At 67.3% G+C, this 23,836-nt stretch carries 17 protein-coding genes (1 of these 17 running past the window's edge); 13 read left to right on the top strand and 4 right to left on the bottom strand.

Annotated elements, in window-relative coordinates; translation table 11 throughout:
- Positions 1-12 precede the first annotated feature (12 nt).
- Together ASD42_RS24795 and ASD42_RS24790 are read left to right on the top strand one after the other, a co-directional pair.
- Entirely contained in the window at positions 13-330 is a 318-nt protein-coding gene (locus ASD42_RS24795; protein WP_056820920.1) for a WXG100 family type VII secretion target, read from the top strand.
- Positions 331-344: 14 nt separating this feature from the next.
- Positions 345-638 (top strand): hypothetical protein, encoded by a 294-nt coding sequence (locus tag ASD42_RS24790; RefSeq protein ID WP_056820918.1) that lies wholly within the window; start codon positions 345-347, stop codon positions 636-638.
- A gap of 59 nt (positions 639-697) precedes the next feature.
- Here the strand turns inward: ASD42_RS24790 and eccE are convergent, their stop codons facing one another.
- On the bottom strand, positions 698-2,383 hold the full coding sequence (gene eccE / locus ASD42_RS24785; RefSeq protein WP_084787292.1) for a type VII secretion protein EccE: 1,686 nt from the start codon (positions 2,381-2,383) through the stop codon (positions 698-700).
- Between the two features lie 130 nt (positions 2,384-2,513).
- Here eccE and eccB point away from each other — a divergent pair, with 130 nt between their 5' ends.
- The 4 genes from eccB to ASD42_RS24765 all read left to right on the top strand — a co-directional run bounded on the left by eccB (position 2,514) and on the right by ASD42_RS24765 (position 5,911).
- Positions 2,514-3,923 carry a type VII secretion protein EccB gene (gene eccB, locus ASD42_RS24780; protein ID WP_056820914.1) on the top strand — a complete coding sequence of 470 codons (1,410 nt, stop codon included), beginning with the start codon at positions 2,514-2,516 and terminating at the stop codon, positions 3,921-3,923.
- Between the two features lie 103 nt (positions 3,924-4,026).
- Positions 4,027-5,073, top strand: a complete 1,047-nt coding sequence (locus ASD42_RS24775) for a hypothetical protein (protein WP_056820911.1) — start codon at positions 4,027-4,029, stop codon at positions 5,071-5,073.
- Entirely contained in the window at positions 5,070-5,528 is a 459-nt protein-coding gene (locus ASD42_RS24770) for a YbaB/EbfC family nucleoid-associated protein (RefSeq protein ID WP_056820909.1), read from the top strand. Before ASD42_RS24775 ends, ASD42_RS24770 begins: the two co-directional genes overlap by 4 nt.
- A gap of 29 nt (positions 5,529-5,557) precedes the next feature.
- Positions 5,558-5,911: a YbaB/EbfC family nucleoid-associated protein gene (locus ASD42_RS24765; protein WP_056820907.1), complete on the top strand. Its 354-nt coding sequence runs from the start codon at positions 5,558-5,560 to the stop codon at positions 5,909-5,911.
- A 19-nt stretch (positions 5,912-5,930) separates the two neighbouring features.
- Here ASD42_RS24765 and ASD42_RS24760 read toward each other — a convergent pair whose 3' ends face one another.
- The 3 genes from ASD42_RS24760 to ASD42_RS24750 are packed head-to-tail and all read right to left on the bottom strand — an operon-like array spanning position 5,931 to position 10,140.
- Entirely contained in the window at positions 5,931-7,154 is a 1,224-nt protein-coding gene (locus tag ASD42_RS24760; protein WP_056820906.1) for a hypothetical protein, read from the bottom strand.
- Positions 7,072-9,816, bottom strand: a complete 2,745-nt coding sequence (locus ASD42_RS24755; RefSeq protein ID WP_056820905.1) for a WXG100-like domain-containing protein — start codon at positions 9,814-9,816, stop codon at positions 7,072-7,074. Before ASD42_RS24755 ends, ASD42_RS24760 begins: the two co-directional genes overlap by 83 nt.
- Positions 9,817-9,825: 9 nt before the next feature.
- A complete protein-coding gene (locus tag ASD42_RS24750) occupies positions 9,826-10,140 on the bottom strand; it encodes a hypothetical protein (protein ID WP_156677575.1) in 315 nt (104 codons plus the stop codon).
- 250 nt (positions 10,141-10,390) lie between these two features.
- On the opposite strand from ASD42_RS24750, the gene ASD42_RS24745 reads away from it, so the two are divergent.
- The 7 genes from ASD42_RS24745 to ASD42_RS24715 all read left to right on the top strand — a co-directional run.
- Complete coding sequence (locus tag ASD42_RS24745; RefSeq protein ID WP_084787301.1) at positions 10,391-11,896, top strand: aspartate ammonia-lyase; 1,506 nt, start codon at positions 10,391-10,393, stop codon at positions 11,894-11,896.
- The gene (locus ASD42_RS24740) at positions 11,853-13,451 is read left to right on the top strand and encodes an MFS transporter (RefSeq protein WP_327153451.1); all 1,599 of its coding nucleotides are present in this window, start codon (positions 11,853-11,855) and stop codon (positions 13,449-13,451) included. The genes ASD42_RS24745 and ASD42_RS24740 overlap by 44 nt, the downstream gene beginning before the upstream one ends.
- Before the next feature lie 220 nt (positions 13,452-13,671).
- Complete coding sequence (locus ASD42_RS24735) at positions 13,672-14,106, top strand: hypothetical protein (RefSeq protein ID WP_156677573.1); 435 nt, start codon at positions 13,672-13,674, stop codon at positions 14,104-14,106.
- A gap of 146 nt (positions 14,107-14,252) precedes the next feature.
- Positions 14,253-14,912 (top strand): response regulator transcription factor, encoded by a 660-nt coding sequence (locus ASD42_RS24730; RefSeq protein WP_056821019.1) that lies wholly within the window; start codon positions 14,253-14,255, stop codon positions 14,910-14,912.
- Positions 14,913-14,918: 6 nt separating this feature from the next.
- Positions 14,919-16,298, top strand: coding sequence for a sensor histidine kinase (locus ASD42_RS24725; RefSeq protein WP_056820898.1), 1,380 nt, complete (start codon positions 14,919-14,921; stop codon positions 16,296-16,298).
- 127 nt (positions 16,299-16,425) lie between these two features.
- On the top strand, positions 16,426-18,090 hold the full coding sequence (locus ASD42_RS35635) for a hypothetical protein (protein ID WP_156677572.1): 1,665 nt from the start codon (positions 16,426-16,428) through the stop codon (positions 18,088-18,090).
- On the top strand, positions 18,091-23,836 hold the start of the coding sequence (locus tag ASD42_RS24715) for a C2 family cysteine protease (RefSeq protein ID WP_056820894.1). It continues 23,501 nt past the right edge of the window; 5,746 of the gene's 29,247 nt are visible here — the first part of the coding sequence; it begins with the start codon at positions 18,091-18,093; its stop codon lies off the right edge, out of view.

The following is a 23,836-nucleotide window of genomic DNA, read 5'->3' as shown; positions in this document are numbered from 1 at the left end:
AAAGGACCCCTGATGGCCGGTCAAGATGCTGTGCATCTCGATTTCGCGACTTTCCAGAAGCACGCGAATGAATACGCCGCGGTGATAGCCCCGATCGACAAGTCGGTCGACGGTCTTTTCGACGCGGTGCAGGATGCGAAGCCGAAGTGGGAAGGTAGCGCCCAAATAGCGTTCGAGAAGGCCGCCAACCTTTTGCAAGATCGGATTCGCGACGTCAACAAGGATCTCGGACTTGTTTCCGAAGCGCTGATGGCGGGCGAGAAAAAGGTCGCAGCCGCCGATGACGAGAGCATGGACGGCTTCACGACGCTGAGCGTCAACTACAACTAGAACGGAACGAGTACATGCTTTATGATCCCGCGGGTGTCCAAGTCCTGATCGCCGACCTCGGAAAGTACGAAACCAGTATCACCGAGGAGCAGCAGAAAGCCATCGCCGCAGAAAAGTCCCTGACCGGCATCGCCTGGCAGGGTGGCGCCGACGGCGGCGCTGCCGCGTTCAAGCACGCACACGTCAAGTTGATGGGGGATATGGACGACCTGTTGATCAACCTCAAGAACCTCAAGGGCGCCGTCGAGAAGGCGCTCGCGCACGCGCAGGCCACTGACGGCTCGGTCGCCGACGACTTCTACTTCTAGCCGTCGATCGGCAACCGACATGGGCCCGTCGCCAAGTGGCGACGGGCCCATGTCGGTTGTCACACCGCGGCCAAGGTCGGCTCGCTTTCCGCCCGCTCGCTTTCGGCTTCGGCTCGGGTCTCGGCCGGAGTCAGATAGGCGGCTTCGGCTGCGATCGAGACGACCGCGACGGTGAGTTCCTCGCCCTGCGTGCGCACCCGAACCGTGGTCGGGTCGGTCGCGTCCTCGATCAGGACCACGTCGGCTCCGAGCAGCGCCGACGGTGCTTCGATGGCTGCTCGCACGTGTACGGCGGTCGCTTCGGAGACCTGGCCGGTCGAGGCGACACCGTCGTAGACGATCATCGTCGCCGCCGCGGTGTGCTGGGCGCTGCCCGGCGAGGAGACCGCGAGGGCGGTGGGGGTGCCGACCGCGTCGACCAGGCAGGCCCAGTCCACCGGTCGCGAGCTGTGCACGATCACCTGGGCGCCGACGGCGACCGCGCGCAACACCATGAGCATGGCGAGCCGGCGGCTGCCGACGATCTCCACCCGCCGGATATCGGGGCCGAACAGCGGCACCGCGACACCGAGTCCCTCGCGCGTCGCACCGATGACCTGACCCGACCCGGCCGCGGCGACCGTGAACTCGGCCAGTTGCTGCGGCGTCGTGCGCAGGAGATCCGCGGCTTCCAGCTGGCCGCCGTCGAGCAGCACCTGACGCTGGCAGCCGCGCAGCGCCCGCAGGCCGAGCGCGCGGGGCGTGCCGTCGTCGTCGTGGTGGCCGGTGCCGGCCAGGTCCCGCCGGACAAGTGCCGACACCGCGACCGAGCTCGCACGCGAGCCGGGTGCGGTCGCCGCCGCCGGCGTGAGTCGAACTCGGGTGAGCACCGATTTGGCAGGCAACCGCCACACCGCGCCGAGGGTCGTGGCGTTCAGGCGGTCGGGGGCGAGACCGAATCCAGCGAGCTCGAAGCCGTTTGTCCGTAGCGTGCGCCAGCTCTCGGCCCACTCCCGCGGCGCGACGTCGTGGAACATCACGGACTCTGCCGTAGTGAGTTCGGCGGCGGTCAGCGCGGTGACGCGCACCCGCTGACTCGCCAGGCGCGCGGCGACCCGGCGGGTCGCGACAAGCGCGGTCCGGACCGTGCCCTCCTGGCCGCTGCCGCGAATGTCGATCGCCTCGACATTGTCGAGCGGGTCGAAACGCAGGACAAGCCATACGGTTTGGGTCGCGGCAGCGGGCAGCGGACCGAGCAGGCGTTCGTAGAGCCGGACCACATCGTCCGGGCCCTTGGTACGCATCCCGAGGGTGACTACGTCGATAGCGGCGAGGCGGATATCGAACTGGGCGAGGCAATCGGCGGCATCGGCTAGTGAGAGCGTGACCCCGCTGCTCGGCCCGTCGGTCGCGAGCAGCGTCGGCGTGACCGTTGTCCGGTCGAGCGCGAGCATGGTGATCAGGTGCGTGCCGTCCCAACGCATGCCGCACTGCGCGCCGGACGAGTCGGGAACGGCGATATCGAACGGCTCGGCCGGGGGCGTCGGCACCGCTTCTCGGCGATTTCGCAACCAGAGGTCGATGCGCATGTGGAGAATTCGCCAAATATTCGTTTGGTGAATTCTTGTCGCACCGAGCGCGGCGATTGCTGTGCCGAGCGCAATAGCCGACCACAGCGGTGCGCGTAAACTGATTGCCCCGGTCGCGGCTACCGTGCCGGCGCCCATTGCCGGTAGTACAACGGCCAATGGCAGTCGTGGAATCATGGGCGGTATCTCGTTATTCACTCTCGGTCATCTCCAATCGCACGCGTCCTTGTGGTGCGGTAGCCTCCCACAGGTCGATCAAAAGTGCGGGTTCACGCACACACTGTTCACGCGCGTAGAGGAATTGCTCATGCCCGCACAATTGACAACCCGCGCTCAGGTAAACGGCTATCGCTTTTTGCTGCAGCGTTTCGAACACGCGCTCGTGCGCCGCGACGTGCGCATGTTGCACGACCCGATGCGCGTGCAATTCCGTTCGCTGATGACCGGGTTCGTGCTCGCGATCCTGGTCACCGCCGGATGCGCGGTGCTCGCCTTCCTGCGTCCGCAGGGGCAGGTCGGCGATGCGAAGATTCTGCTCGGGTCGGGCAGCGGCGCGGTCTACGTTGTTGTCGACAAGACGCTGCATCCGGTGCTGAATCTCGCCTCGGCGCGGCTGATCACCCAGAGCGATGAGGCGCCGACCTCGGTCAAGGACACCAAGCTGACCTCGATGCCGCGCGGTCCGCTGCTCGGAATTCCCGGCGCGCCATCGGCTCTGCCGGGTCCTCGCGATCGCGATAGTTCGGCATGGACGCTGTGCGAGGACTCGATCGACGGCTTGCGGACAACGGTGCTCGACGGCACGCCGCGCTTGGGATCTCAGGTCCGTGCCGCGGCGGCCGACGAGGCGCTGCTTGTGACACGGGACGGCGCGACCTACCTGATCTACGAGGGCAAACGCGCCCGCGTCGACATGAACAGCGATGCGATGGTCGCCACCCTCGGTCTGCGCGGTGTCCGCCAACGCCCGGTCGGGACGAGTCTGCTCAACGCGACGGTCGCCGTGCCGGACCTGGCCGTGCCGATCGTGCCGGGCGCGGGCGGCCCGAGCCGGGTACGCAACGGGAACTTCGTTGTCGGCACGGTGCTTCGGGTCGAGACGGTGACCGGGTCGCAATCCTACGTCGTGCTCGCCGATGGGGTGCAGAAGGTCAGTGAGTTCACCGCTGAGCTGCTGCGAAGTGCGGATTCGATGGGGCACACCATGATTCCGCTTGTCGCGCCGGACGCCATCGGCGGTTTGCCGGTGCTCGATGTGCTGCCGGTCGGGCAATTTCCCGCGAAGACCCCGACCGTGGTGTCCACCGACACCGACCCGATCGCCTGCGCGGCCTGGTCGCGCACCGGCGAGGCGCAGGCCGCGCGACTGAATGTGCTCGTCGGGCGGGCACTTCCGCTCGACGCGGCCGCCGCGCCGGTCGCCACCGTCTCCGGTGAGGGCGCCCGATCGGTTTATTTGCCCACAGGCACCGGCGAATTCGTGCAGGCCACCGGGATCGAGCCCGACAGCACGCGCCGGGACGCGCTGTTCTACGTCACCGATACCGGTGTCCGTTTCGGCATCCCCGACACCGCGACGGCCACCGTGCTCGGGCTCGGCAAACCCAAACTCGTGCCATGGCAGTTCATCGGTCAACTGCCTGCCGGGCCGATGCTGGAGCGATCGGCCGCGCTCATCGCCCGCGACATCGTCCGTGCTGATGGCAATGTCCCGTGAGCCCAGTGACGGGCAGATGAACGTCGGGTGCGCCGATTCCGGCTCGACTCGCCCGTCCCGGTCGGGCTCAGTACGGTCGCCTCACCCGAGATAAGGAGCGGATATGCCACGGCTACTCGGCAAACACGCCGACGGGACCATGGTGGTCGCTGTCGGCGGTACCTGTGTGACCATCGCCCCCGGCGCCGTCGATGCGACCGGCGGATGCGCGACCGACGCGAACGACCTACATGTCAGCCTCGGCAGCACGGCGGCGGCCGAACCACGGTTCCTCGCCACCGACGAAGTGCTGCCCGACGGGCTGCTCTCGACCGACCAGATCGCAGCCGCTCTGGCCTGGGAGGTCGGTTTCGTCGGGGAGCTCAGTGCCGCCGAAGCCGAACTCTACCTGCGGTATCGCCCGAACACCGGCGATCCCTATCCCGACTTGTCAGTCGTCGAGGCGCCTGATCGGCCGTTCTCGCTCGGTGGGTTGATCGCGCAGGAGGCCGCACCCGCGACGGCCGAGCCTGCCGACGCCGAAGCTGAGCCGACGCTGGTCGTGCAACTGTGCGCGTCGATGATCTACATCGATGACCTCGCCGACCCGCAGCTGATCGTCGACGCGGCCGACGACCTGATCGACCGGGTCAGCTATGCCGCGACGGTCGAGCAGTTCTATCCCGCGCTGGCGCACGCGGTGGCCGCCGACGCACTGCCTGCCACGACCGTCGAGCTCGCGGGCGGGTTCACCGAGGAGCGGATCCTCGACTTCCTCGGCCGACTCGTCGCCGAACTCGACCGCCGCCGACCCTGGCTCGACCCGGCGCTTGTCTCGATCGATCCACGACAGTGGCCATCGCTCGGCGCGAGCACACCCATCGGCTGGGTCGACATCACCATCACCGACCTGGAGTGGGCGGTGAAGGCGCCCTTCGCCGATGTCGCCGAGGACGACCAGCCGCTGCTCGTGCTGCGGATGCGCGATGGTCAGCTGGTCGCGCTCGTCGGTGAGCCCGAGCCGTACCCGACGCGGTTCCTCGTGTTGTTACCTGACCTGGCAGGGCAGCGCCCGGCCGGTGATGTCGTCGAGTACCTGGCTCGCTACGCCGGGTTGCGCATCGAGTCCGACGGACTCGCGCAGGCGTTGGCCGAGGTGCGCGCGTCGTGATCCGGCCGGAGAACAACCGCGCCGCCGCCGAGGCGGCCGACCTGATCGACTCGGTCACCGAGACCCTTGGCCGAATGGCGGGAATGCGTGGTGCCGCAGCGGCATTGACCGCTACCGCCTCGGCCGAACACGGCCGAATCACGGTGACGGTCAATGCGTCCGGGTCGATCATCGAGACGGTCTACGCTGACGAACTCCGCGGTGTGAGCTTCGGCCAGATCGCCAAAGCGACGGTGAAGGCCGCGCAGGCAGCGGCGGCCGAGGTCGAAACCAAGAAGGCCCAGTTGCTCGCTCCGCTGACCGCGCGCACGAACGGCATGCCGCAGATCACCGACCTGTTCCCCGATCTGGCCGCCCTCCGCGCGCACATGCCGCAGCCACTGCGCGCGCCGCTGACCGCACCGTCGACCAACGCCGAACAACCCGACGACCGACACCGGATTCTGGATCGCTGACCCCGATCTGTGCCGAAAGGAGCCTGCGCGTGGACGATTTCGCCAAAGCGGTCACCGACTTTCAAGCGAAGATGGCCGACCTCACCCGAATTCAGGAAGAACGCACCCAACTCGTCGGCGTCGGCACCGCGAGCCGTCGGCGGGTTCGGGTGACGGTGAACGCCGACGGGATCGCCGTCGACATCACGTTCGCCGGCGACATCGGCGCGCTCGGTTTCGCCGAGATCGCGGCCGCCGTCACCGAGGCATCGCGCGCAGCGGTGCTCGACGTGGCCGGGAAGTCGACCGCGCTGATGGGCGCGACCATCCTCGAACAGCAAGCGCCGCCGCCGATGGACGATCTGCTCGCGACCATCAGGGGTCTGCGAGACCAGTTGGGCTAGTCCGGAATTGGTGTCGGCCTCAGAGGGTGACACCGGCCAGCGCGAGTTGGCCCCACGCGGTGTCGGTCTCGGCATCGGGAGTGGTGTCGAAGGCGGCGTGACCGATCTCGCGGGTCACCGTGCCGAACTCGGCCGCCTCGACCAACGTCGCGACCGCTGATCGAATCGCTGTCGGGCCGAGGGCGGCGCACACGATATCGACGACCGTGCGCGGGGTCCACATACCGGGAATCGCTGGGCCGATGGTCGTGGGGTCCGGTGACTGGCCGCACGCCCACCCGGAGCCGTCCCACCAGTAGCAGAACGACATCTCGCCGGTGAGCGCGCGTGGATTGAGCACGCTCAGGTCGAGCCAGTCCGGGGCGCCGGCGAAGAATCGGGGCATGGCATGGACACTGTGGTAGGCGTCGTCGAGTTCTCGCGCGTTCCACAGCCCGCCCGAAAGCACCGCACGCCCGCGTGGCAGCAGCGACAGCGTCGCGCCCCCGCCATCGGTCGCCTCGAAAACCGCGGATGATCCGAGAATCCTCGGGCCCCATGCACTTCCGACGGTGACCGCGGCGGCCGCGAGGACGCTCCACCGTGCGAAAAGGGTCGTCGGTGCGAGGAACCGGACCTCCGTCGCGACCGCTGCCGGGTCGGCGCGGGCGGCGGTCAAGGTCGGTCCCACTCGCCATCCGTCGTCGACGGCCAGATGGGCGGCCAACCAGACCGGCAGCCGCTCACGCGGGTAGACCGCGAGATCGGCGCGGTAGGCCGTGGCAGGCAGCAGGCGTTCGGGTGGGAAGGGATGTTCGCCGTAGCCGAAGTCGTAGGTGACCGCGGTCGAGTCGTCGCGTTCGATGGCCGCGTACCACCAGGGGTAGTTCCGCAGAGCGATGGTCGCCAGCCGTAGGACTTGAATCAATTCGATTGCCTCGGTCGGTATTTCGATCTCGAACGCACGGTCATCGGCCGTGGTGAAGATCGCGTCGGCGGTGATCGTGGTGGTGGTGACCGAGGTGCTGATGTGCAGCGAACGCCACTGTGGGGGACCGGCGCCGATCACGATGTCGGTGATCGACGTGGTGAGTCGTGTCGCGGTACGGTGCGCGTCGGCGATGGGATCGGACGGGGCCGTCGCGACCGGTTCCGCGCGCAAGGTGAAGGCGAAGTCAGGGTCAGCAGTCGGGTTCGGGCGGTTGGTCGGGCTCGGGGTCTGGATGCTCGTCGTCGTCGGTTGGGAGTGGCGCGGGTGGTGCATCGGGTCCCCCTGTCAGCCAGAAGTCGAAGCCCGTCGGCGGGAGCGGGGCGCTGAATGGATCCGGCATGGTGTGGTCGAGCGGGAGCTTGCGCGGGCGTGGTTTGCCGCTCATGTAACCGCCGTCGATCATGCTTCGTTCGGTGCGCGAGCTCGCGTCGAGCGCGGCCAGCTCGGCCTCGATTCGGCGTTCGGCGACACCGGATTCGATGCGCCAATTGTCGTGGTTCGCCGTCAATTCGTCGAGCTCCGCGCGCAGTCGCCCGGCGTGGTTCGCGAACTGTTCACCTTCGCCGCGACCCGGACCCGACAGGTCGTCGACGGCCTTGCGCGCCGCGGCCATCGCCCGGTCCTGCTCGCCGGCCGCCCGGTCGAGCGGGGCGCGTACGGTGCTCAGCTGCTGCTCGGCGATCGCGACGCGGGCGACGGTATCGTCGATATGGCGGTCACGGGCGGTGATCTGGCGTTCCAGATCGGTGTTGGCCGCACGCATCGTCGGCCTGAGTTCGTCCGAGGCGAACTCTTCTTCACCGCGCCGCCGGACGAGCATCTCGTTGTCGGCGTCGTTGAGGCGCTTGGCGTGGGCCAAGTCCGCACGCGCCAGGTCCCGACGTGTAGTCGCCTGCTCGAGACCTCGGGCATTGGCTTGATCCAGCGCTCGGGCCGAATTCACCTGCGCGGATTTGAGATCGGCGATGCGGCCGTCAGCGTGGGCGAGTGCGGACGCGGCTTCGCGCGAGAGTGGCGCGTCGGTCGAATCGTCGTCAGTGCTCCGACGCGGTGCCGATTCGACAGTCGAGTCGTGTTCTGCGGAGCCCTCGTCGGTGGAACGGCGTCGAGCGTGCGACTCATGTTGCGACGAACTGTCTATATCGCGTTGTGGTGGTGTGGTTTTGGGTCCGGCGACGCCCGCGGCGTCGTCCGGCTGACCGGTGTGACGTGGCGGTGCAGGAGTGATCGCGTGGTCCTCGTCCGCCCCGGCCCGCCGGAGTGGCGGCAGCTCGGTCAATTCGATGGCATCCGATGCCTCGGCATCGGCTCGGTTGCGCGAGGCGGAGACCGGGCCTGGTGCGGCTGAATCAAACAGGGCGCGTTCGGCATCGGAGCGAACACGAGCGTCGGCGAGTTGTGCGGCCCCGAGTCGCTCGGCGGCGAAGGCCAATTCGGGGTCGTCGGGTGTTGTCGCTCGACTGCGCGCCCGCACATGATCGAGCTCGGCGTTGAGCACGGCCCGCTGACTGCGCGACAATTCGCTGATCGTGCTCCGCTGCTCGGCAAGATGGGCATCGCGGTGCGCGCGCGGTTGCGCGGGTGGGGTATCCGATCGCATGGCCGCGTGATCTCGGTCGCGGGCCTCTCGATATCCCGACACGTCGCGGGCACGAACCTCCTGGATCAAGTCCGAGGTCGACTTCGTCGGTGCCGCTTGTGGTTGGGCCGGTCGGCCATTGCCACCGGGGTGGTCGGCCGAGCCCGGGACGCCGTCCGTCCGGGTTCCGCCGAGGGCGGTGTCGGTCGCGATGACCACCCCGTCATCGCCGCGTGTCGCACCCGGCTCGAGCCCACGCATGCCGATATAGCCGCGTTGCAGACCCATGATCGAGTTGGCCGACAACGCGCCGATCAAGCCGACGGTCGGATCGAACGACCCGGTGAAACCCGCCGCGATCCCACCGCCGACCAGGGTGGATACCACGGTCGGCACGGTGCCGGCCGCCATCCCGAGGCCGGCGCCCCACAGCCCAGCTGTTGGATCCTTGCCGAGCCCGGTGAGGAACTTGGCCCCGAACCGGCCGACATGGGTCGCGACGAGCGCGCCCGCGTACCACCCGCCGACCGAGGCCGCGATCGACATCCCGAGTTCGGTGGTGTTGAACTCGTCGCGGTGACCCTCGGCCAGCTGAATGCCCTGGACCATCACGTCGAGCCCGCCGGAGACGATGACGTTGTTGATGCCCTTCTCCAGCAAGAACTTCACGGTGTCGGCGGGCAGTTCGGCCAACGCGCGCGCGGTGGTGCCGCGTAGTCCGGCACCGACGAAACCCTCGTAGAGACCAGGAGTCGCTCTGGCAGCCAGGGCGGTTGGTCGCTGGGCGAGAACGCGCGCCACGCGTCCCGGCTCATCGGTCAACCGTGGCAGATAGCGCAGTACCTTCACCAATTGCTCACCCAGATGGGGGATCTCGCCGATGACCGCGAGCGCGCGATTGCTCACCCGGTACACCGCCGCGCGCGTGGCACCGATCGCCGCTGCCTCGACCGCCGGCGCTGTCGGCGGCCACAACCAGGCCCCGGCGATCTGCGCGGCGAGCATCGCGACCGACAAGATGATCATGATCTTGGTCTCTTCGATGGTTGTCGCAGCATGCCGTGTCGAGGTGCCGATCTGGCGGAAGTTGGCGGCCAGCTGCTCGATCGACTGCTCCCCGACCAACAGTTTGTCGAGTTCGGCGGCGATGAACGCGCGCCCACTGCCACTGACATAGCCACGAAGCGCTTGATGCTCGGCAGCTCGCAGCGCGGGAGCGACGCTCGACTCCATGGCGGCGGCGGCATCGAGCCAGCCCTGGGCCATGGCGAACATCTTGTCCTCGTCACCGTCGGGCCAGACCTGCCCGACGACGTAGGTGAGTAGCCGTAACTCGGACGGCCAATGCAGCGACACGGATGCGCCTCAGAAGCGTGCGGTATTGCCGGCCTCGGTGCGGTCGGTTCGGTCGGCCGCACCGATCAATCCGGTCCCGAACTCGCCGATCGTGGTAGCGAAATCACGGCCGCCGTCGAGCAGATTCGTGCGGGAACTGCGATACCCGGTTTTCCCGTCGGCGAATTGCCGACCATAGGAATCATCACCCCAGGTTTCGGTGCCGTTGGCGGCGACCACCGTTCGAAGGATGGCCAGAACGGCATCCAAGCCGGCTTTCGCGGCGAGTAGTTCGTTGCCGCCGGCGCGCACTTCACTCGGCGAAATAATGATTGTTTCAGCCATGGTTTCGCCTCACTTGTCGTCGAGCAACGGAGCCTACCGGCGCGACAATCACCTAACCGTCGAGTTTCCGTTAATTCCTTGTTAGGCAAGTGTGTTTTCCTCGTTGGTGGTGTTCATCCAGATGAACACCTCGTCCACGAGGCTCTCGCGCGACGTCGGCACTGTCGCGCCGATGCTTCAATCGGTCTCGACGTCGTGGCGCCGAGCGCGCTGCCGCCGACGTTGATAACGACAATCGCAAGGAGTGCTGATGTCGACCGCGCAATCGTTGGCCGAGCCCCGACTGGAACATGATTCGATCGGCGATCTCGCCGTGCCCGCGAGCGCCTACTACGGCGTGCACACCGTACGAGCCTTGGCGAACTTCCACGTCACCGGCGCCGCGATCGGTGATTTTCCGCTGCTCGTCGGGGCATTGGCCGCGGTGAAGCAGGCCGCGTGCCGAGCCAACCGGGAATTGGGGCTGCTCGACCCGCGTCGCGCTGACGCGATCAGCACGGCGTGCACGGAGATCAGGGCTGGGGCGTTGCTCGACCAGTTCCCCATCGATCCCATACAGGGCGGCGCCGGCACGTCATCGAACATGAACGCCAACGAGGTGATCGCCAACCGGGCCCTCGAGCTGCTCGGTTTCGCGCGCGGCGACTACGACCAACTGCACCCGCTCACTCACGTCAACCTCGGCCAGTCGACCAACGACGTCTACCCGACCGCGATCAAGCTGTGCCTTGTCGGCTACCTGCGCGAACTCGTCGCCGCCCTCGCCGCCCTCGCCGATGCCTTCGACCGCAAGGCAATCGAATTCGCCGACGTCATCAAGATGGGCCGCACCCAGTTGCAGGACGCGGTGCCGATGACCCTCGGGCAGGAATTCGGCGCCTACGCCACCATGGTGCGCGAGGACTGCGACCGGCTCGCCGAGGGGACGCTGCTGCTGCTCGAGTGCAATATCGGCGGCACCGCCATCGGTACCGGCATCAACGGCCACCCCGACTACGCTGAGCTGGCCTGCCGCCATCTGCGCAAGATCACCGGTGAATTGGTGACCCTCGCCGACAATCCCATCGCGGCGACGCAGGACTGCGGTGCCTTCGTACAGGTTTCGGGAATCCTCAAGCGGGCGGCGGTCCAACTCTCCAAGATCTGCAACGATCTGCGGCTCATCTCCTCCGGCCCGCAGGCGGGGTTGCGGGAGATCAATCTGCCGACCGCTCAAGCAGGTTCGTCGATCATGCCGGGCAAGGTGAACCCGGTCATCCCCGAGCTGGTGAACCAGGTCGCCTTCGAGGTGATCGGCAACGACCTCACCGTCACCATGGCCGCAGAGGGCGGACAGCTGCAGCTGAATGCCTTCGAACCGGTCATCGTCTACAGCATGATGAAGTCGCTGACCCACCTCACTGCGGCCGTCGATACCCTCGCGAGGGCGTGCGTGTCGGGCATCACGGCCAACCGTGAGCATTTGGCCGATGGCGTGCGCCGATCGGTCGGCGTCGTCACCGCGCTCGCGCCCGAGCTCGGCTACGCCGAATGCGCGAAAGTCGCTGCACAGGCCCTTGCCACCGGGACGAGCGTGGCCGATCTGGTGGTAGCCGAAGGAGTGTTGACCCGCGCCGAGGTCGACGAGCTGCTCGCGCCACGTCGATTGGCGGGATTGCCGCCGATGGTCGAAACTGCTCCGCAGGGGAACCGCGCGGCCAGTAAGGGTACAAGTGACAGTTCGGAGCCTCCGCTCGACCAGGTCCGCACCGGCTGAACCCGCGCCGAAACAGGTCAGGCCACGTCGACGCTGGCCGGTCCTGTTGATTGTGTGCGCGACCGGATTCTTGGTGAGCAAGGACATCTCGATGCACGCCATCGCGGTGCCGACGTTGCTCCAGCAGCTCGGTGACCGCGATGTCCTTGCTTTCTCGCTGTGGATTCCGAAGTCGTATGTGATCTCCCACGTGGCGTTTCTGATGCTCGGCGGCGTGCTGTGCGACCGTTTCGGCCCGAAACCGCTGCTCACCTACGGCTACCTGGGATATCTGGTCGGCCAATTCGCCCATCTGGCCCTCGAATCGACCTCGCTGCCGCTGATGATCGCCCGGATCTTGATGGGCGCGAGCGCCGCCGCGATGGTGCCGGCGGCGTTGGCGACGCTGTTGCGGGTGAGTGCCCCCGGCCTGCAACGGGCGCAAGCGATTCTGCTGTGGGGTGCCGCGGTCGCGGCTGGGGTGACGGTGGTGCCGCTGATCAGCGCGTTGCTGCTCGGGCACGTGTGGTGGACGCGGGTGATCGCGGTGGAATCGGTGATCGCGATCGCGTTGTTCGTCGGCATTGTCGCGCTCGTTCCCACCTCGCGGCCGGACCCGGACGCGGTTGTCGACTGGCCGAGTGTCATCGCGACCGTCGCCGGTGCGGCGCTGCTCGCCTTCGGCTTCATCATCGCGCCGGACTGGGGTTGGACCGCGCCCGCTGTGCTGGCGTCGCTGCTCGCCGGCTTCGGCTTGCTCGTGGTCGCCACCATGACGCGGCGGGCGGGCGAGCTGCCGCACGACTGGCTGTTGCGGGCCGAACCGCGAGTACGCCCGGCCATGTTCGCGCTCGCCACGTCGGTCGTCGCCACTTTCGGCATGGTGTTCCTCGTCGTCCAGTACCTGCAGGCGGTGCGCACCGAGCACCCGGTTCTCGCTGGTCTCGCGATCTTCGGACCGACTTGCGCGGCGACGGGTTTCGGCGCGTGGGCCGGCTCGGCGCTCTACCGACGCACGAACACGATCGTGCCGCTGATCGTCGGTCTGACGACCGTCCTCGACGGGCTCGCTGTCGGTTTGCTGGCCGATGTCGATGGCGGACTCATGCCGATCGTGGTGATGGCGACGGTGGTCAACGCCGGGCTCGCCATCGTGATGACCGTCGCGCTCGGCGCCATCAGCGCGGCGCTGCCCGCCACGCGCCACGGTATCCCGTTCGCGGCGCAGTCGGTTGTCGTGCAGCTCGGCAGCATGCTCGGGGTCGCGGTGGTGAGTGGCCTCGTCGGTGAGGGGTACAAGGCGAAATTCGTGGTGCCGGCCCAGGTCGCCGCCCGTGACGGGCTCGCCGTCACCGGTGAACCACTCGGCCGCAGCGTCGCGACCGCGATCTCGGTCGACGATCAACTCGGCTGGCAACTGGCCGGCGCGGTGCGCACCGCGTTCCTCGTCGGCTTCCGGCACGGGGTCGTCGCGATCCTGCTTGTCGTTGCCGTGATGATGGCGGCGATCCTGATGCTGGCCGCGCGGCTGCCTGCGGCCGAACGCGCGCGGGAGCGGGCCGACCAGTCGAGCTGACCGCTACCCGGATGCGCGATTTCGCACATCAGTCGCCGCTGACATAAAATAACCGGTTGTTTTGTGTCGACCGAGTTACGGTCCTATTTGCCATGCGTAATCAGGCCAGGTCGCATTTGTTGACGGGGGCAATACTCAAGGGATTGCAGGGTTTCTCAAGGAAATCTAAAGATTCCAAGTTATCTGCAGTGGCATGCAAAGTGAATACTAAAAAAATGGCTTGACTATTGACGTTCATGGCAGGGGAGCGCTTAATTCGATACGGGTTCGAGAAAATATCGAAAGGTTGGGTGTTGTGATGCGCGACATCGAAAGGGTCACTTCGGTTCGTCGCCGGAGTGCCGAATTCAGCGCTCGGTCGATGCCGGGACGGACGCCGGTTGAAGAGACGCTCGCCCGCTCGCGAGCCGAGCGCGCGCAGTTCGAGCAAGGGCGACTTTTCCAGGCCGACCTGATCGAGGAAGCCGAACAGTTGCACGAGGAGATCCGCCTGCTGCACGAGGAACTGCGTGAGGTGTTCCGGCAACTGAGCAATCTTCGTCGCCGGTTCACCAGCTTGCCGCCGGCGCCGCGGTTGGTCGGCTTCCAACCGATCGCCCTCCCGCCACAGCTCGGCGCAGGCAGTGCGGGAACGGTCGGTCGCGCCACCGCCTGACCCGCCAGTTCGGGCTACGATGTGACGTTTAATGGCATTGTGTCACTACCCGATAGTTAACGATTCTGTCAAGGCTGGAAAATCTTGGTGTTGTATCCTCACCCCTTGTTCGGGTAGCTCCTGGACGTGTGGAAGGGACCAGGGTCGTGCGGGTAGTGGTTGTGGAAGACGACGCTGGTGTCGCGGCGGCTGTCGTCGAAGGGCTTCGCGCGCATGGTTTCCCCGTGGTCGACCACTTCGCCAACGGGCTCGAAGTGCTCACCTCGCACACCGGTTACGACGCGGTCGTCCTCGACCTCGGGCTGCCGGATGTGAACGGGTACCTGGTATTGCGCCAGCTGCGCAAGGTCAGTTCCATTCCGGTCATCATTCTCACCGCCGAAGGTGACGAGCTCGCGGTCGTGTCCTGCTTGCGGGCCGGCGCCGACGACTTCATGGTCAAGCCGCCGCGCGTCGGCGAGCTCGCCGCGCGCATCGAGACCATCGTGCGGCGCGCGAGCCCGGTCGACGAGGTCGCGACGGTCGTGCACACCGGGGATGTCCGCGTCGACCTGGCGGCCCGCCACGTCGAGGTCGCCGGTGCGCCGGTCTCGTTGACGCAGAAGGAATTCGCGCTCGCGCGCGTCCTCGCCGACCAGGTCGGGGTCGCGGTCAGTCGCGAATCGATCATGCTCGAGATCTGGGGTGAGAAGACCTCGTCGACCTCGCGGGCGCTCGACGTGCACATGGGCGCGCTGCGCGCCAAGCTCAATCGGCCCGGGTTGATCACCACGATCCACGGCTTCGGTTACCGCTGGTGTCGGTGAGCGGCGATGCGCGTTCGGCTGGTCACCTCTTTCACGTTGCTCGCGGCGATTTGCATGATCTGCTTCGCGACCGGAATCGGTTACGCGATCGCGGGTAGCCGCACCCAGGGTCTTGTCATCGCGCGGATCCAAGATGCCAACCGGTTCGCCGCGATGGCCTCGGCGAGCCCCGGTGTGCTCGAGGCACAAGCGCAGTCGTACTACGAGCAGACCGGCAATGGATTGCTCGTGATCGCCAACAGCGGTCGGGTCATGGTGGATCTCGGGGTCGACCGAGGCAACCATCGGGTGGTGGAAGTGACGACCAATGCCCACCAATTCGTGCCGCCTGAGCCGCTGTACCCGTGGACCGAGCGGCCGATGATCGTGGCGCAGCCGATCGGGACCTGGCCGCAGGCGGGCGGGGTGGTGGTGATCGCGATCTCGACCGAGGCGACGCGGCACGGGATCGCCGACAGCTGGATCCAACTCGGCTGCGTGACGTTGACCGCGATACTCGTCTTTCTCGGGCTCGCGCTCGGGGTCGCCGGGTGGATCTTGCGGCCGGTGTCGAAGCTGTTGCGCGAGGTCGGTGCGCTGACCTCGACCCTGCCGGTGCGCGCGGACGGGGCACCAGCCAGGCGGTCGGCGGGGCCGCCCGAGATCGCCGAACTCGCGGTGGGGGTGCAGACGGTGACAAGGGCGGTGGCCGAACTGGCCGCCGCCGAACGCCAACTCGTCGCCGATACCGCGCACTCGCTGCGAAATCCATTGGCCGCGTTGGCTGTTCGCCTACAGGCTTTGCGGCCGATGGTTGCCCACGATCAGGCGGCCGCTACCTTCGTCGGGGTGGTGAGCGAAGTCGACCGGTTGTCGCAACTACTCGATGGATTGCTCAGCAATGGCGGAGAAGCCGGGTCGACGGTGCCCGCCGCGCCGCGCTGTGACCCGGTAGTGGTCGTGCGCGAGCGAATCGATGCCTGGCTCGACGCGTACGTGCGCGCGGGCATGGCATTGACCTCGGACACCGTGGACGACGGGCTGATCGCGACGGTGCCGGCGAGTGTACTCAGTCAGGTACTCGATGTGGCGCTGAGTAATTCGGTGCGGTACGCCGGGCGTGACGCGCGCACGGTGATCAGTGTCGGCCGCGAGTGCGAATCGGTCGTTGTCTCGGTGTCGGACAACGGTATCGGTGTCTCGGCCGATGAGCTCGACCAGCTCACCACCCGGTTCTTTCGCGGGGCGCAGGCGACATCGGGCGGGTCGGGGCTCGGGATGTCGATCGCGGCGACGCTGGTCACGCAGTACGGCGGGCTCTTCTTCGTCGATATCGCCGAACCGCACGGGCTTGTCGTGACCGCGAGTTTCCCCGTGGTGACGGCTGCCGAGCTTACGGTTGGGTGAACTGCTGAATCACAGGTGAACTCCGCGTTCGCCACCGGACGCGCTCGCGCGGTCAGGGCAACGATGGCGGAGTGCGTGACGCGGCGGAGAACAAGAGGCGACGGTGACCTCGCCCTTTCCTGACCCCGTGCGCAGTCCGTTCCTGCCCCAGCCCAACGGGTCCGGAGGCTGGAACTTGCCTTTCGGTCCCGGTGGTCGTTTCAGTTGGCCCGATGCTGATGGGCGGGTGCGGTGGCCGTGGGAGCCGCACGACCCGAAGCATCCGCACGATCCCAACGACCCGAAGCATCCGCACGATCCCAACGACCCGAAGCATCCGCACGATCCCAACGACCCGAAGCATCCGCACGATCCCCATGATCCGAAGCACCCCGGCGGCGGTGAGTCCGGAGGCGATGATCCCGGTCACGGCTCCGGCGGACCCTCGGGCGGTTCGCCGACTCCGCCACCGTCACAGCCGAGCCAGGAGGACGACCGTGACGACGAGTCGGGTTCGAGCCCGGATACGCCGTCTTCGGGAGGATCTGGAAGTGGCCCGTCCGGTGGTGGCAATTCGGGCGGCGGCCCGTCCGGTGGTGGCAATTCGGGCGGCGGTCCGTCCGGTGGTGGCAATTCGGGCGGTTCGTACACGGCGCCGTCGAACACTTCTCGTGCGCCCATCGAGGTCGAGCCCGACAAGCTGATGGAGGGCGGCAAACGCCTTGCCGAGTTGCCGAGCCTCTCAGGTGGGCTCTTCGACATCCTCACTCGCCTCAGCGACAACCTGGACAGACTCGGTCAGCCCTGGGGCGACGACGAACTCGGCGAAAAGTTCGCCGCGGGCGATCAGGGTTACCTCTCGGCGGTCGACGCCCTTGTCGGCAATGCGAGTACCGGGTCGAATGCCGAGGGCGCGATCCCGGTCTTCGGTCAGCTGCTGGTGAACTACGGGCGGTCGGTCGAGGCGGCAGGCAAGGCGTTCTCGTTGGGTGAGGACCTGTACGCGCAGTGGATTCTGACCAACTACGTCAACGAGGACGCGCACGGCAATCCTGGCCCGTACAAGGGCCCGCTCAGCTCGGACCCGAACTTCGGCAAGAACCCCGATGCCGACAATCCGCCGAACTCCGATGGTGGCGGCGGGAAATCCGGCAGCGGCGACTCCGGTGGCAGCGGGGGCGGCACCTCGGGCGGGGCGTCCGGGGCCGGCGATGGATCAGGGTCCTCGACCCCGGGCGGTGCGGGAGCTGGTCTCGGCAGCGGTGGCGCACCGGTTGTCAACTACGCCCAGTCGCCCTCGCCCGATGGGTCGACCGTGCCCGGTCTCACCGATACCGGCAGCGACCTCGGCAGTTCGCTCGGGTCCGTGTCCGGCTCACCCATGACCGACGGCATCGCGACGGGAACCGACGGTCAGCCGGGTGTGGTTGCCCCGCTCGGCTATCGCGCTATCGATCCGACAACCGGTCTGCCGGTGGACAAGAGCGCACCGGGTGGCGGGTCGCCCGGCGGCGGACGTGGCGGTCCGAGCGTGCCGGGCACGCTGCAGGGTCGCGTCACCGAGGCCGCCTACGACGGCGAGAAGTTGGCCACCCGGGCGGCAGCGGCGACCGGGCAGCGCGCCGGCGTGTCCGGCACGATGATGCCGCCTGGCATGCCGGGGATGCCGGCGACCGGCGCGTCCCCGCAGGGCGGTGCGGCGGGGGAGAACAAAAACAAGCGAAAGGAACGGCGCAAGCCGGCGCAGGAGGTCGAACAGGAGACGACGACGCAGGACGCGTGGCAGCGGGCCGGTTGGCGGAGCGGACAATAGATGGCAATTCCCGACGCGGTCGCCAAATCCGACCTCCAGATTCCCGAGGACCTGCAGTTTCTCAGCTACCTCGCCGGCGGCGCCTGGCCGCAAGGCAGCGAGAACGGCATGTTCGCGCTGGCCGATGTGTGGTCGGGGTCGGCGGCCGAGCTCACCGATCTGGTCGAGAGCGTGAGTGATGTCATCGACGACATCATCGCCAGCTATACCTCGGCCAAGGGCGGCTCGATGGCGAAGACGTTGGAGAGCCTCATCGACGAATCCGACACCTCCTCGTTGCAGGCGATCGCGGCGTCGATGAACAATGTCGCGGCGACGTGCGACAAGGTCGGCTGCGCCATCCAAGAGAACAAGATCATGATCATCGCCGGTCTGGTGCAGTTGGTCGTCGAGATCGCGATCGCGTGGTTCTTCCCGCCGACCGCGCCCGCCGTGCAGACCGCGGCGATGACGTTCTGGCAGTTGGTCTTCGCCTGGCTCAAGCGCATGCTGCTCGAGGTGATCCAGGCGGCGTTGAACGCCATGCTCCAGCAGGTGATTCTCGACCTGCTGATCCAGCTGGGCCAGATGGCCGCCGACCACCGTGACGGGGTCGACTGGAACGCGGTCGGGCAGTTCGCGCTCGGTGGCGCGCTCGGTGGCGCGTTCGGTGCGCTGTTCGGCAAGGTGACCGGTGACCTGATCAAGCACGGCGGCGCCAAGATCACCGGGACCGAGTTCAACAAGAAGTGGCAGCAGATGCTGCAACTGGGCGGCCAGGGCGCCGGTGGTGCTTTCGGCGGTATGGTCGGCGGTGGTGTCGCCAAGCAGATCCTCGAGGGTGGACCGTTCGAACTCGACCCACGCATGCTCGGCGCGGGCGCGGGTGGCGCGCTGGGCGGTGGTATTCGCGGATTCCGGTCGGGCGGTGGGAATGTCCACGTCGATGTGAACGTGGGCGCGCACGACGGTGGTTCGACGCCGCCGCCGCGCACCGATGGGGTTGGGCCGAAGCCCGGATCGTTGCCGTCCGGTGACGCGGCGACGCCGTCGAAGTTGTCGGCCGAAGGTGATGTGCCGAATGCGAATACCGCGAGCAAGGACGCAACCGACTCCGGCGGATCGGTCACCGATGACTCGGGGGCGACCGGCGACCGGCCGGTCGGCCACGACGGCACCGATACCACAAACGCGACCAATTCCCTTGACACGACGCATGATTCTGCCGCGAGTCCGCGCACCGACGGTTCGCGTGACACGCCCGATGGTTCGAGTAATCGCGCGGGCGCGCATGATGGCGACACGGCGTCGGCCACAGCGCCCAAGAGTGATGGCCCGGTGAGCGATTCGGTCGTGAGCCAGCAAACGCGGCCGATCGGACACCAGGAACAGCTGAGTCGACCTACCGGTGACAACGCTTCGCAGAGCTCGGCGAAGCCGCAGTCGACGTCGGAGCGCTCGGTTACCCAGCCGTCGAGTCCGCGCGGCCAGGGCGCGGATTCCCGGATGACGCGTTCTGAACCGGAGTTGACGCGCGCCACCCCGCAGTCGCAAGCCCGCGATTCGGCGAGCACATCGCACGAGTCGACTATCTCGGCCGGCCACCGGTCCGATGAGGTCACACCCGTCTCGCGGCGCGGCGATGACAGCGCGTCCGTCACCTCACGGGTCGAAGCCGAACCGGTCAACAGCCACCGCGACGGCGCGGAATCGGTGGTGCACAACCGCCCCGAATCGGACATCGGCGCCGGGTCGAAGGCGCAGGCCGACAAGCCGAGCGAGTCGAGCGAAGCGGGCGAGCGAGCGGGGTCGAACGCGGGCACCCACGATCCGGTGACCGGCAATCGCTGGCGGCTTGTCGATTCGGCGTTGCTCGGGCCGACCTGGCCCGGGTTCAAGCAGTTCGCCCGTGGCGTCATCGGCTTCCAGCAGATCTGGGAAGCACTGCACGGCAACAAGTCTCCGCACGATGGACGCGAACCGTTCCGGCAGTACCGCGACGGTGATCAACCGTTGCGTCCGCTGTTCGGACAGGAGAAGCCGTCAACTCCGCCCGTGGAGGGTGCGGGAGAGGTGCGTGGCCGTGACAAAGCGTTGTCGCGCGGCATTTTCCGGTTCAACACCGACGAAATGTCGGACTACCGCTACAAATTCGACGCCGAGAACAACATCTGGACCAAAGACGGGACGCAACCTGCCCCCAAGGCCGAGGGCGCGAAGGAGGCGAGCAGGGCAAGCGACGCCGAGAGTCGGGGGCGGGCGCGGCCTCAAGGCGAGGACGGCGACGAGGTCATCGCCAAGAACGGCCGCAGCCAGATCGACACCCCGCGCAGCGGACCGCTGCTGCAGCGCTGGGCCGGCGGCACCGCCGACGCGATGCGCACGATCGTGGTCGACCACGACGGGCAGTGGTACGTCAGCAGCACGGTGCAACACGAGGCATTCCACAACGCCGGTGTGTATGCCGCGTTCCGTGGTCAATTCGTCAAGGGCGAGCTGATCGCGGTGCACGACTGGGCAGGCGCCTATCAGCCGGCCCCGGGCCGGGTGAAGGCGGCGCTCGACGAGCTCGGCATCTACGACCGGGTCCAGCATTTCGATCATCACGGCACCAAGCACACCGACGCCGACACCTGGCCCGAGGCAGCGCCGCGTCGGCCGAGCCTCGACGAGGAGACCCTCGACTCGCTGCGCACGCTGCGCGGCGACGAAGCGGTCGAGGACAAACCCGACGGGCCGCCCCGCGACCTGATGGCTGAGGCCGAGGACATTCTCGCGAAGTACGACCCGGTCGAGTGGGGCAAGCGGACCCCGGCCGAGCTGGCTGAGGCGTTGGCAGGCAGCGCCAAGTGGGCGGCGCGTGATGCCGAAGGGGTGGCCGAATACCACAAGGCGGTGACCGCGGCGACGGAAGTCATCCGCCGTGGCACGACCAAGTACGACGCCGACGGCGCGGTCATTCAGAACGGCAAGACGATGTACGCGACCCAGGTGATGGGCGCGATGGCCATGCGCAACGGCCCGATCAATATGGCCGCCGGTGAGGGCAAGACGATGGTGTTCCTCGCCGACGCCATGATGAAGGCCGCCGGTGGAAAGAACGTGCACGTCTTCACCACCCGCGACACGCTCGCCAATGACGCGATGCGACTCTACGAGCAGGTTTTCAAGGTGCTCGGCGATGATTCCTACAACCTGGTGCGGATGTCGCCCCATGGTGTCGACGGGGTCGGTTCGGGAAACCCGGACCGGGCAACGGTTTTCGTCGGCACGCTCAGTGACGCCGGCTTCGGCCATTTGCGCAACAAGAAGATGGACGGCGATATCGCCGTCATCGACGAGATCGACGAGGCGCTGCACTACTCCGACACCACCTGGATCATCGCCGACGGGCCGAGTGACGCGACGCCGCAGGTCAAGGAACGCGTCGAATACGCGCACGAGTTCCTCACCGCGCAGCTGAACTCCGGAGGCCTCACCCCCGAGCACTTCGGTCGGACCGCCGACCAGCCGTCGGGCCCGGCGACGATGACCAAGGAGGGCGCCGAGACCGTCAAGGAGCTGATCGAGCAGGACCTCCCGAACGCGACGCCCAAGGACGTCGATGACCTCCTCGGTCGGGTGCAGTCGGCGGCGACCGCGCGCTGGGAATTCGTCGAGGGCGACCACTACGTCATCGGCCCCGACGGCAAGGTCTACATCATCGACCAGATGACCCACGCGGTGATGTTCGACCCGAAGACCTCGACCGAGAGCCGCTGGAACGGCGGGCTGGCACAGGCGATCGAGGCCAAGCACGGCGTCCACATCCGCGGTGACTCGGCCTCGAGCCAGTCACTGACGGCCAAGGATATGCTCGGCGAGAACTACACGTCGCTGACGGGCGCCTCGGGTACCGTCGCCGGGCTCTCCGACATCCTCGTCACCAAATACGGTATGTCGGAGGTCATTTCGATTCCGCGTCGCGAGGAATCGAAGTTGGCCACCCTCGATGCGAATACAGCGGTCGACCAAGCCGGCAAGCATCGCGCGATCGCGGCCCGGGTGGCGGCGGCCTACGAGGCGGGCAAGATGCCCGATGGCGGCAATAACGCGCTGCCACACCTGATCATCGCCAACCGCAACAGCGAGGTCTCGGCGATCTCGAAACTGATGGAGTCCATGGGGATTGCGCGCGATCGGTTCGAGTCGATCGACGCGGAGTGGATGGTCGGACGCGGGGAGAACTGGGAACGCGATCTCGCCGATATCCTGGCGACCGCCGGTGAGCGGGGCAAGATCCTGGTGATCAACCGGCAGGGTGGCCGCGGTGTCGATATCGAGGTCAGCGCGCAGGTGGACAAGGACGGTGGTCTGCAGGTCAAGATGTCGGGTAAGTCCGAATTCCGCGATATCGATGTGCAGGCCGAGAACCGCGCGGCGCGCAATGGGCAGAAGGGCAGCGTCGAGTACTTCTTGGCCGCCGACGACGCCCTGTTCGCCAAGGCACCGCACCACGCCATCACCATCACTCGCTATACCGACGCGGTCACTGCGCACGAGGACGCGGCCACGGCGGCGGGCGTCACCAAGAAGGCGCTCGACGAGGCCACTGACCAGGACCGACCCGCTGCCGAGGTCGCCCATACCGCCGCGGTGAAGGACCTCGCGGACGCGCTCGCCACGCGTCGGGCCGCCGAGACCGAAATTGTCGCGCTCGCGACAACATTGCAGGCTGACAACGCGCGACGGACCCTCCTCGACAACGGGGTTGTCCCCGCGTTGGCCGGCCCGGTCGACGGCCGGATCGAGCTGACCGATACGGCGTCGCGTGACCGGCGGGTGCCGCCCCCGGACTCCGAGCACCAGTCGGACGACGCTGCCGACCGCGGCCCCGACCGGCGCTCAACCGTTGATGATTCCGTCCGGGCCGAGCGAGTCGTCTTGGCCTCGATCGATGGCGTCGAAGCGCCGGATGGCCGGGTGTGGGAGCGCGCATCGAAGCCAGGCACCGACGGGCTGCTCGAGATACTCGAGCGTGCTCAGTGGCTCACGGAGCCCGACGCTCGGCGGGTCGCCGCGTTCGAGGCGTTGCGCACCGATGGCGGGTCAGTGGGGACGATGTCGGAGCGGCGCGCTGCGGCCGCCTCGGCTCTGAGCCTGAACCTGGATGTCCACCATCCCGACGGCAGCATCACCCGACTGCGCCACGGGAATGACGCCGACCCGGCGACCGTGCTGTTCGCCGAGCGCGACACCGACGGGTACCTGTGGTCGGCGGTGCCACCGGGACATGTCGCGGCGCAGTCGACGAGCGAAGTCGCGCCCGGATTGGATTCGGCCGCAATCGATCTCGGCGCTGCCGCGTTCACCACCTTGGAGCTCGCGTCGCACCAGATCGTGATCGACGCGGCGACCGGGCGTTGGGTTACCCCCTTCGGGCTGCCCGCGCAGACCGGGTGGGGACAGCTCAACTCGCCACGCACCAGGCGGGCGAATGCCGCCGTCACCGGCGATGGCCGCACCTATCTGCTGCCCGGCGACGCAACCGGTGACCCGAGCCGATGGCAGCGCGCACTCGACGAGGTCGGGGCGAGCACACTGCTGCAACTCGAGATCCACGACGGCATCACCTACACGGCCGTCGACGAGTTCTTCGGCAAGGCACAGAACAGGGCGCGGATCGACCGGGCACTCGTCGGCTGGGCCGCGCAGGGCCTGCATGTCCACGCCGATTTCCATCAACTGATGATGGACCTGACATCACTGAGCACGGAACAGTTCGCCG

Origin of the sequence: Nocardia sp. Root136 (genome assembly GCF_001427185.1) — a bacterium.
GTDB classification, from domain to species: domain Bacteria; phylum Actinomycetota; class Actinomycetes; order Mycobacteriales; family Mycobacteriaceae; genus Nocardia; species Nocardia salmonicida.
Note: the sequence above shows the minus strand (reverse complement) of the source record. Positions and strands in the feature narration are given on the sequence as shown.

Bases quoted from the DNA above. Each gene is read 5' to 3' on its own strand.
- ASD42_RS24795 (WP_056820920.1), top strand. From the start codon at position 13: ATGGCCGGTCAAGATGCTGTGCATCTCGATTTCGCGACTTTCCAGAAG.
- ASD42_RS24745 (WP_084787301.1), top strand. From the start codon at position 10,391: ATGTCGACCGCGCAATCGTTGGCCGAGCCCCGACTGGAACATGATTCG.
- eccE (WP_084787292.1), bottom strand. From the start codon at position 2,383: ATGATTCCACGACTGCCATTGGCCGTTGTACTACCGGCAATGGGCGCC.
- eccB (WP_056820914.1), top strand. From the start codon at position 2,514: ATGCCCGCACAATTGACAACCCGCGCTCAGGTAAACGGCTATCGCTTT.
- ASD42_RS24750 (WP_156677575.1), bottom strand. From the start codon at position 10,140: ATGGCTGAAACAATCATTATTTCGCCGAGTGAAGTGCGCGCCGGCGGC.
- ASD42_RS24790 (WP_056820918.1), top strand. From the start codon at position 345: ATGCTTTATGATCCCGCGGGTGTCCAAGTCCTGATCGCCGACCTCGGA.
- ASD42_RS24775 (WP_056820911.1), top strand. From the start codon at position 4,027: ATGCCACGGCTACTCGGCAAACACGCCGACGGGACCATGGTGGTCGCT.
- ASD42_RS24760 (WP_056820906.1), bottom strand. From the start codon at position 7,154: ATGCACCACCCGCGCCACTCCCAACCGACGACGACGAGCATCCAGACC.
- ASD42_RS24725 (WP_056820898.1), top strand. From the start codon at position 14,919: ATGCGCGTTCGGCTGGTCACCTCTTTCACGTTGCTCGCGGCGATTTGC.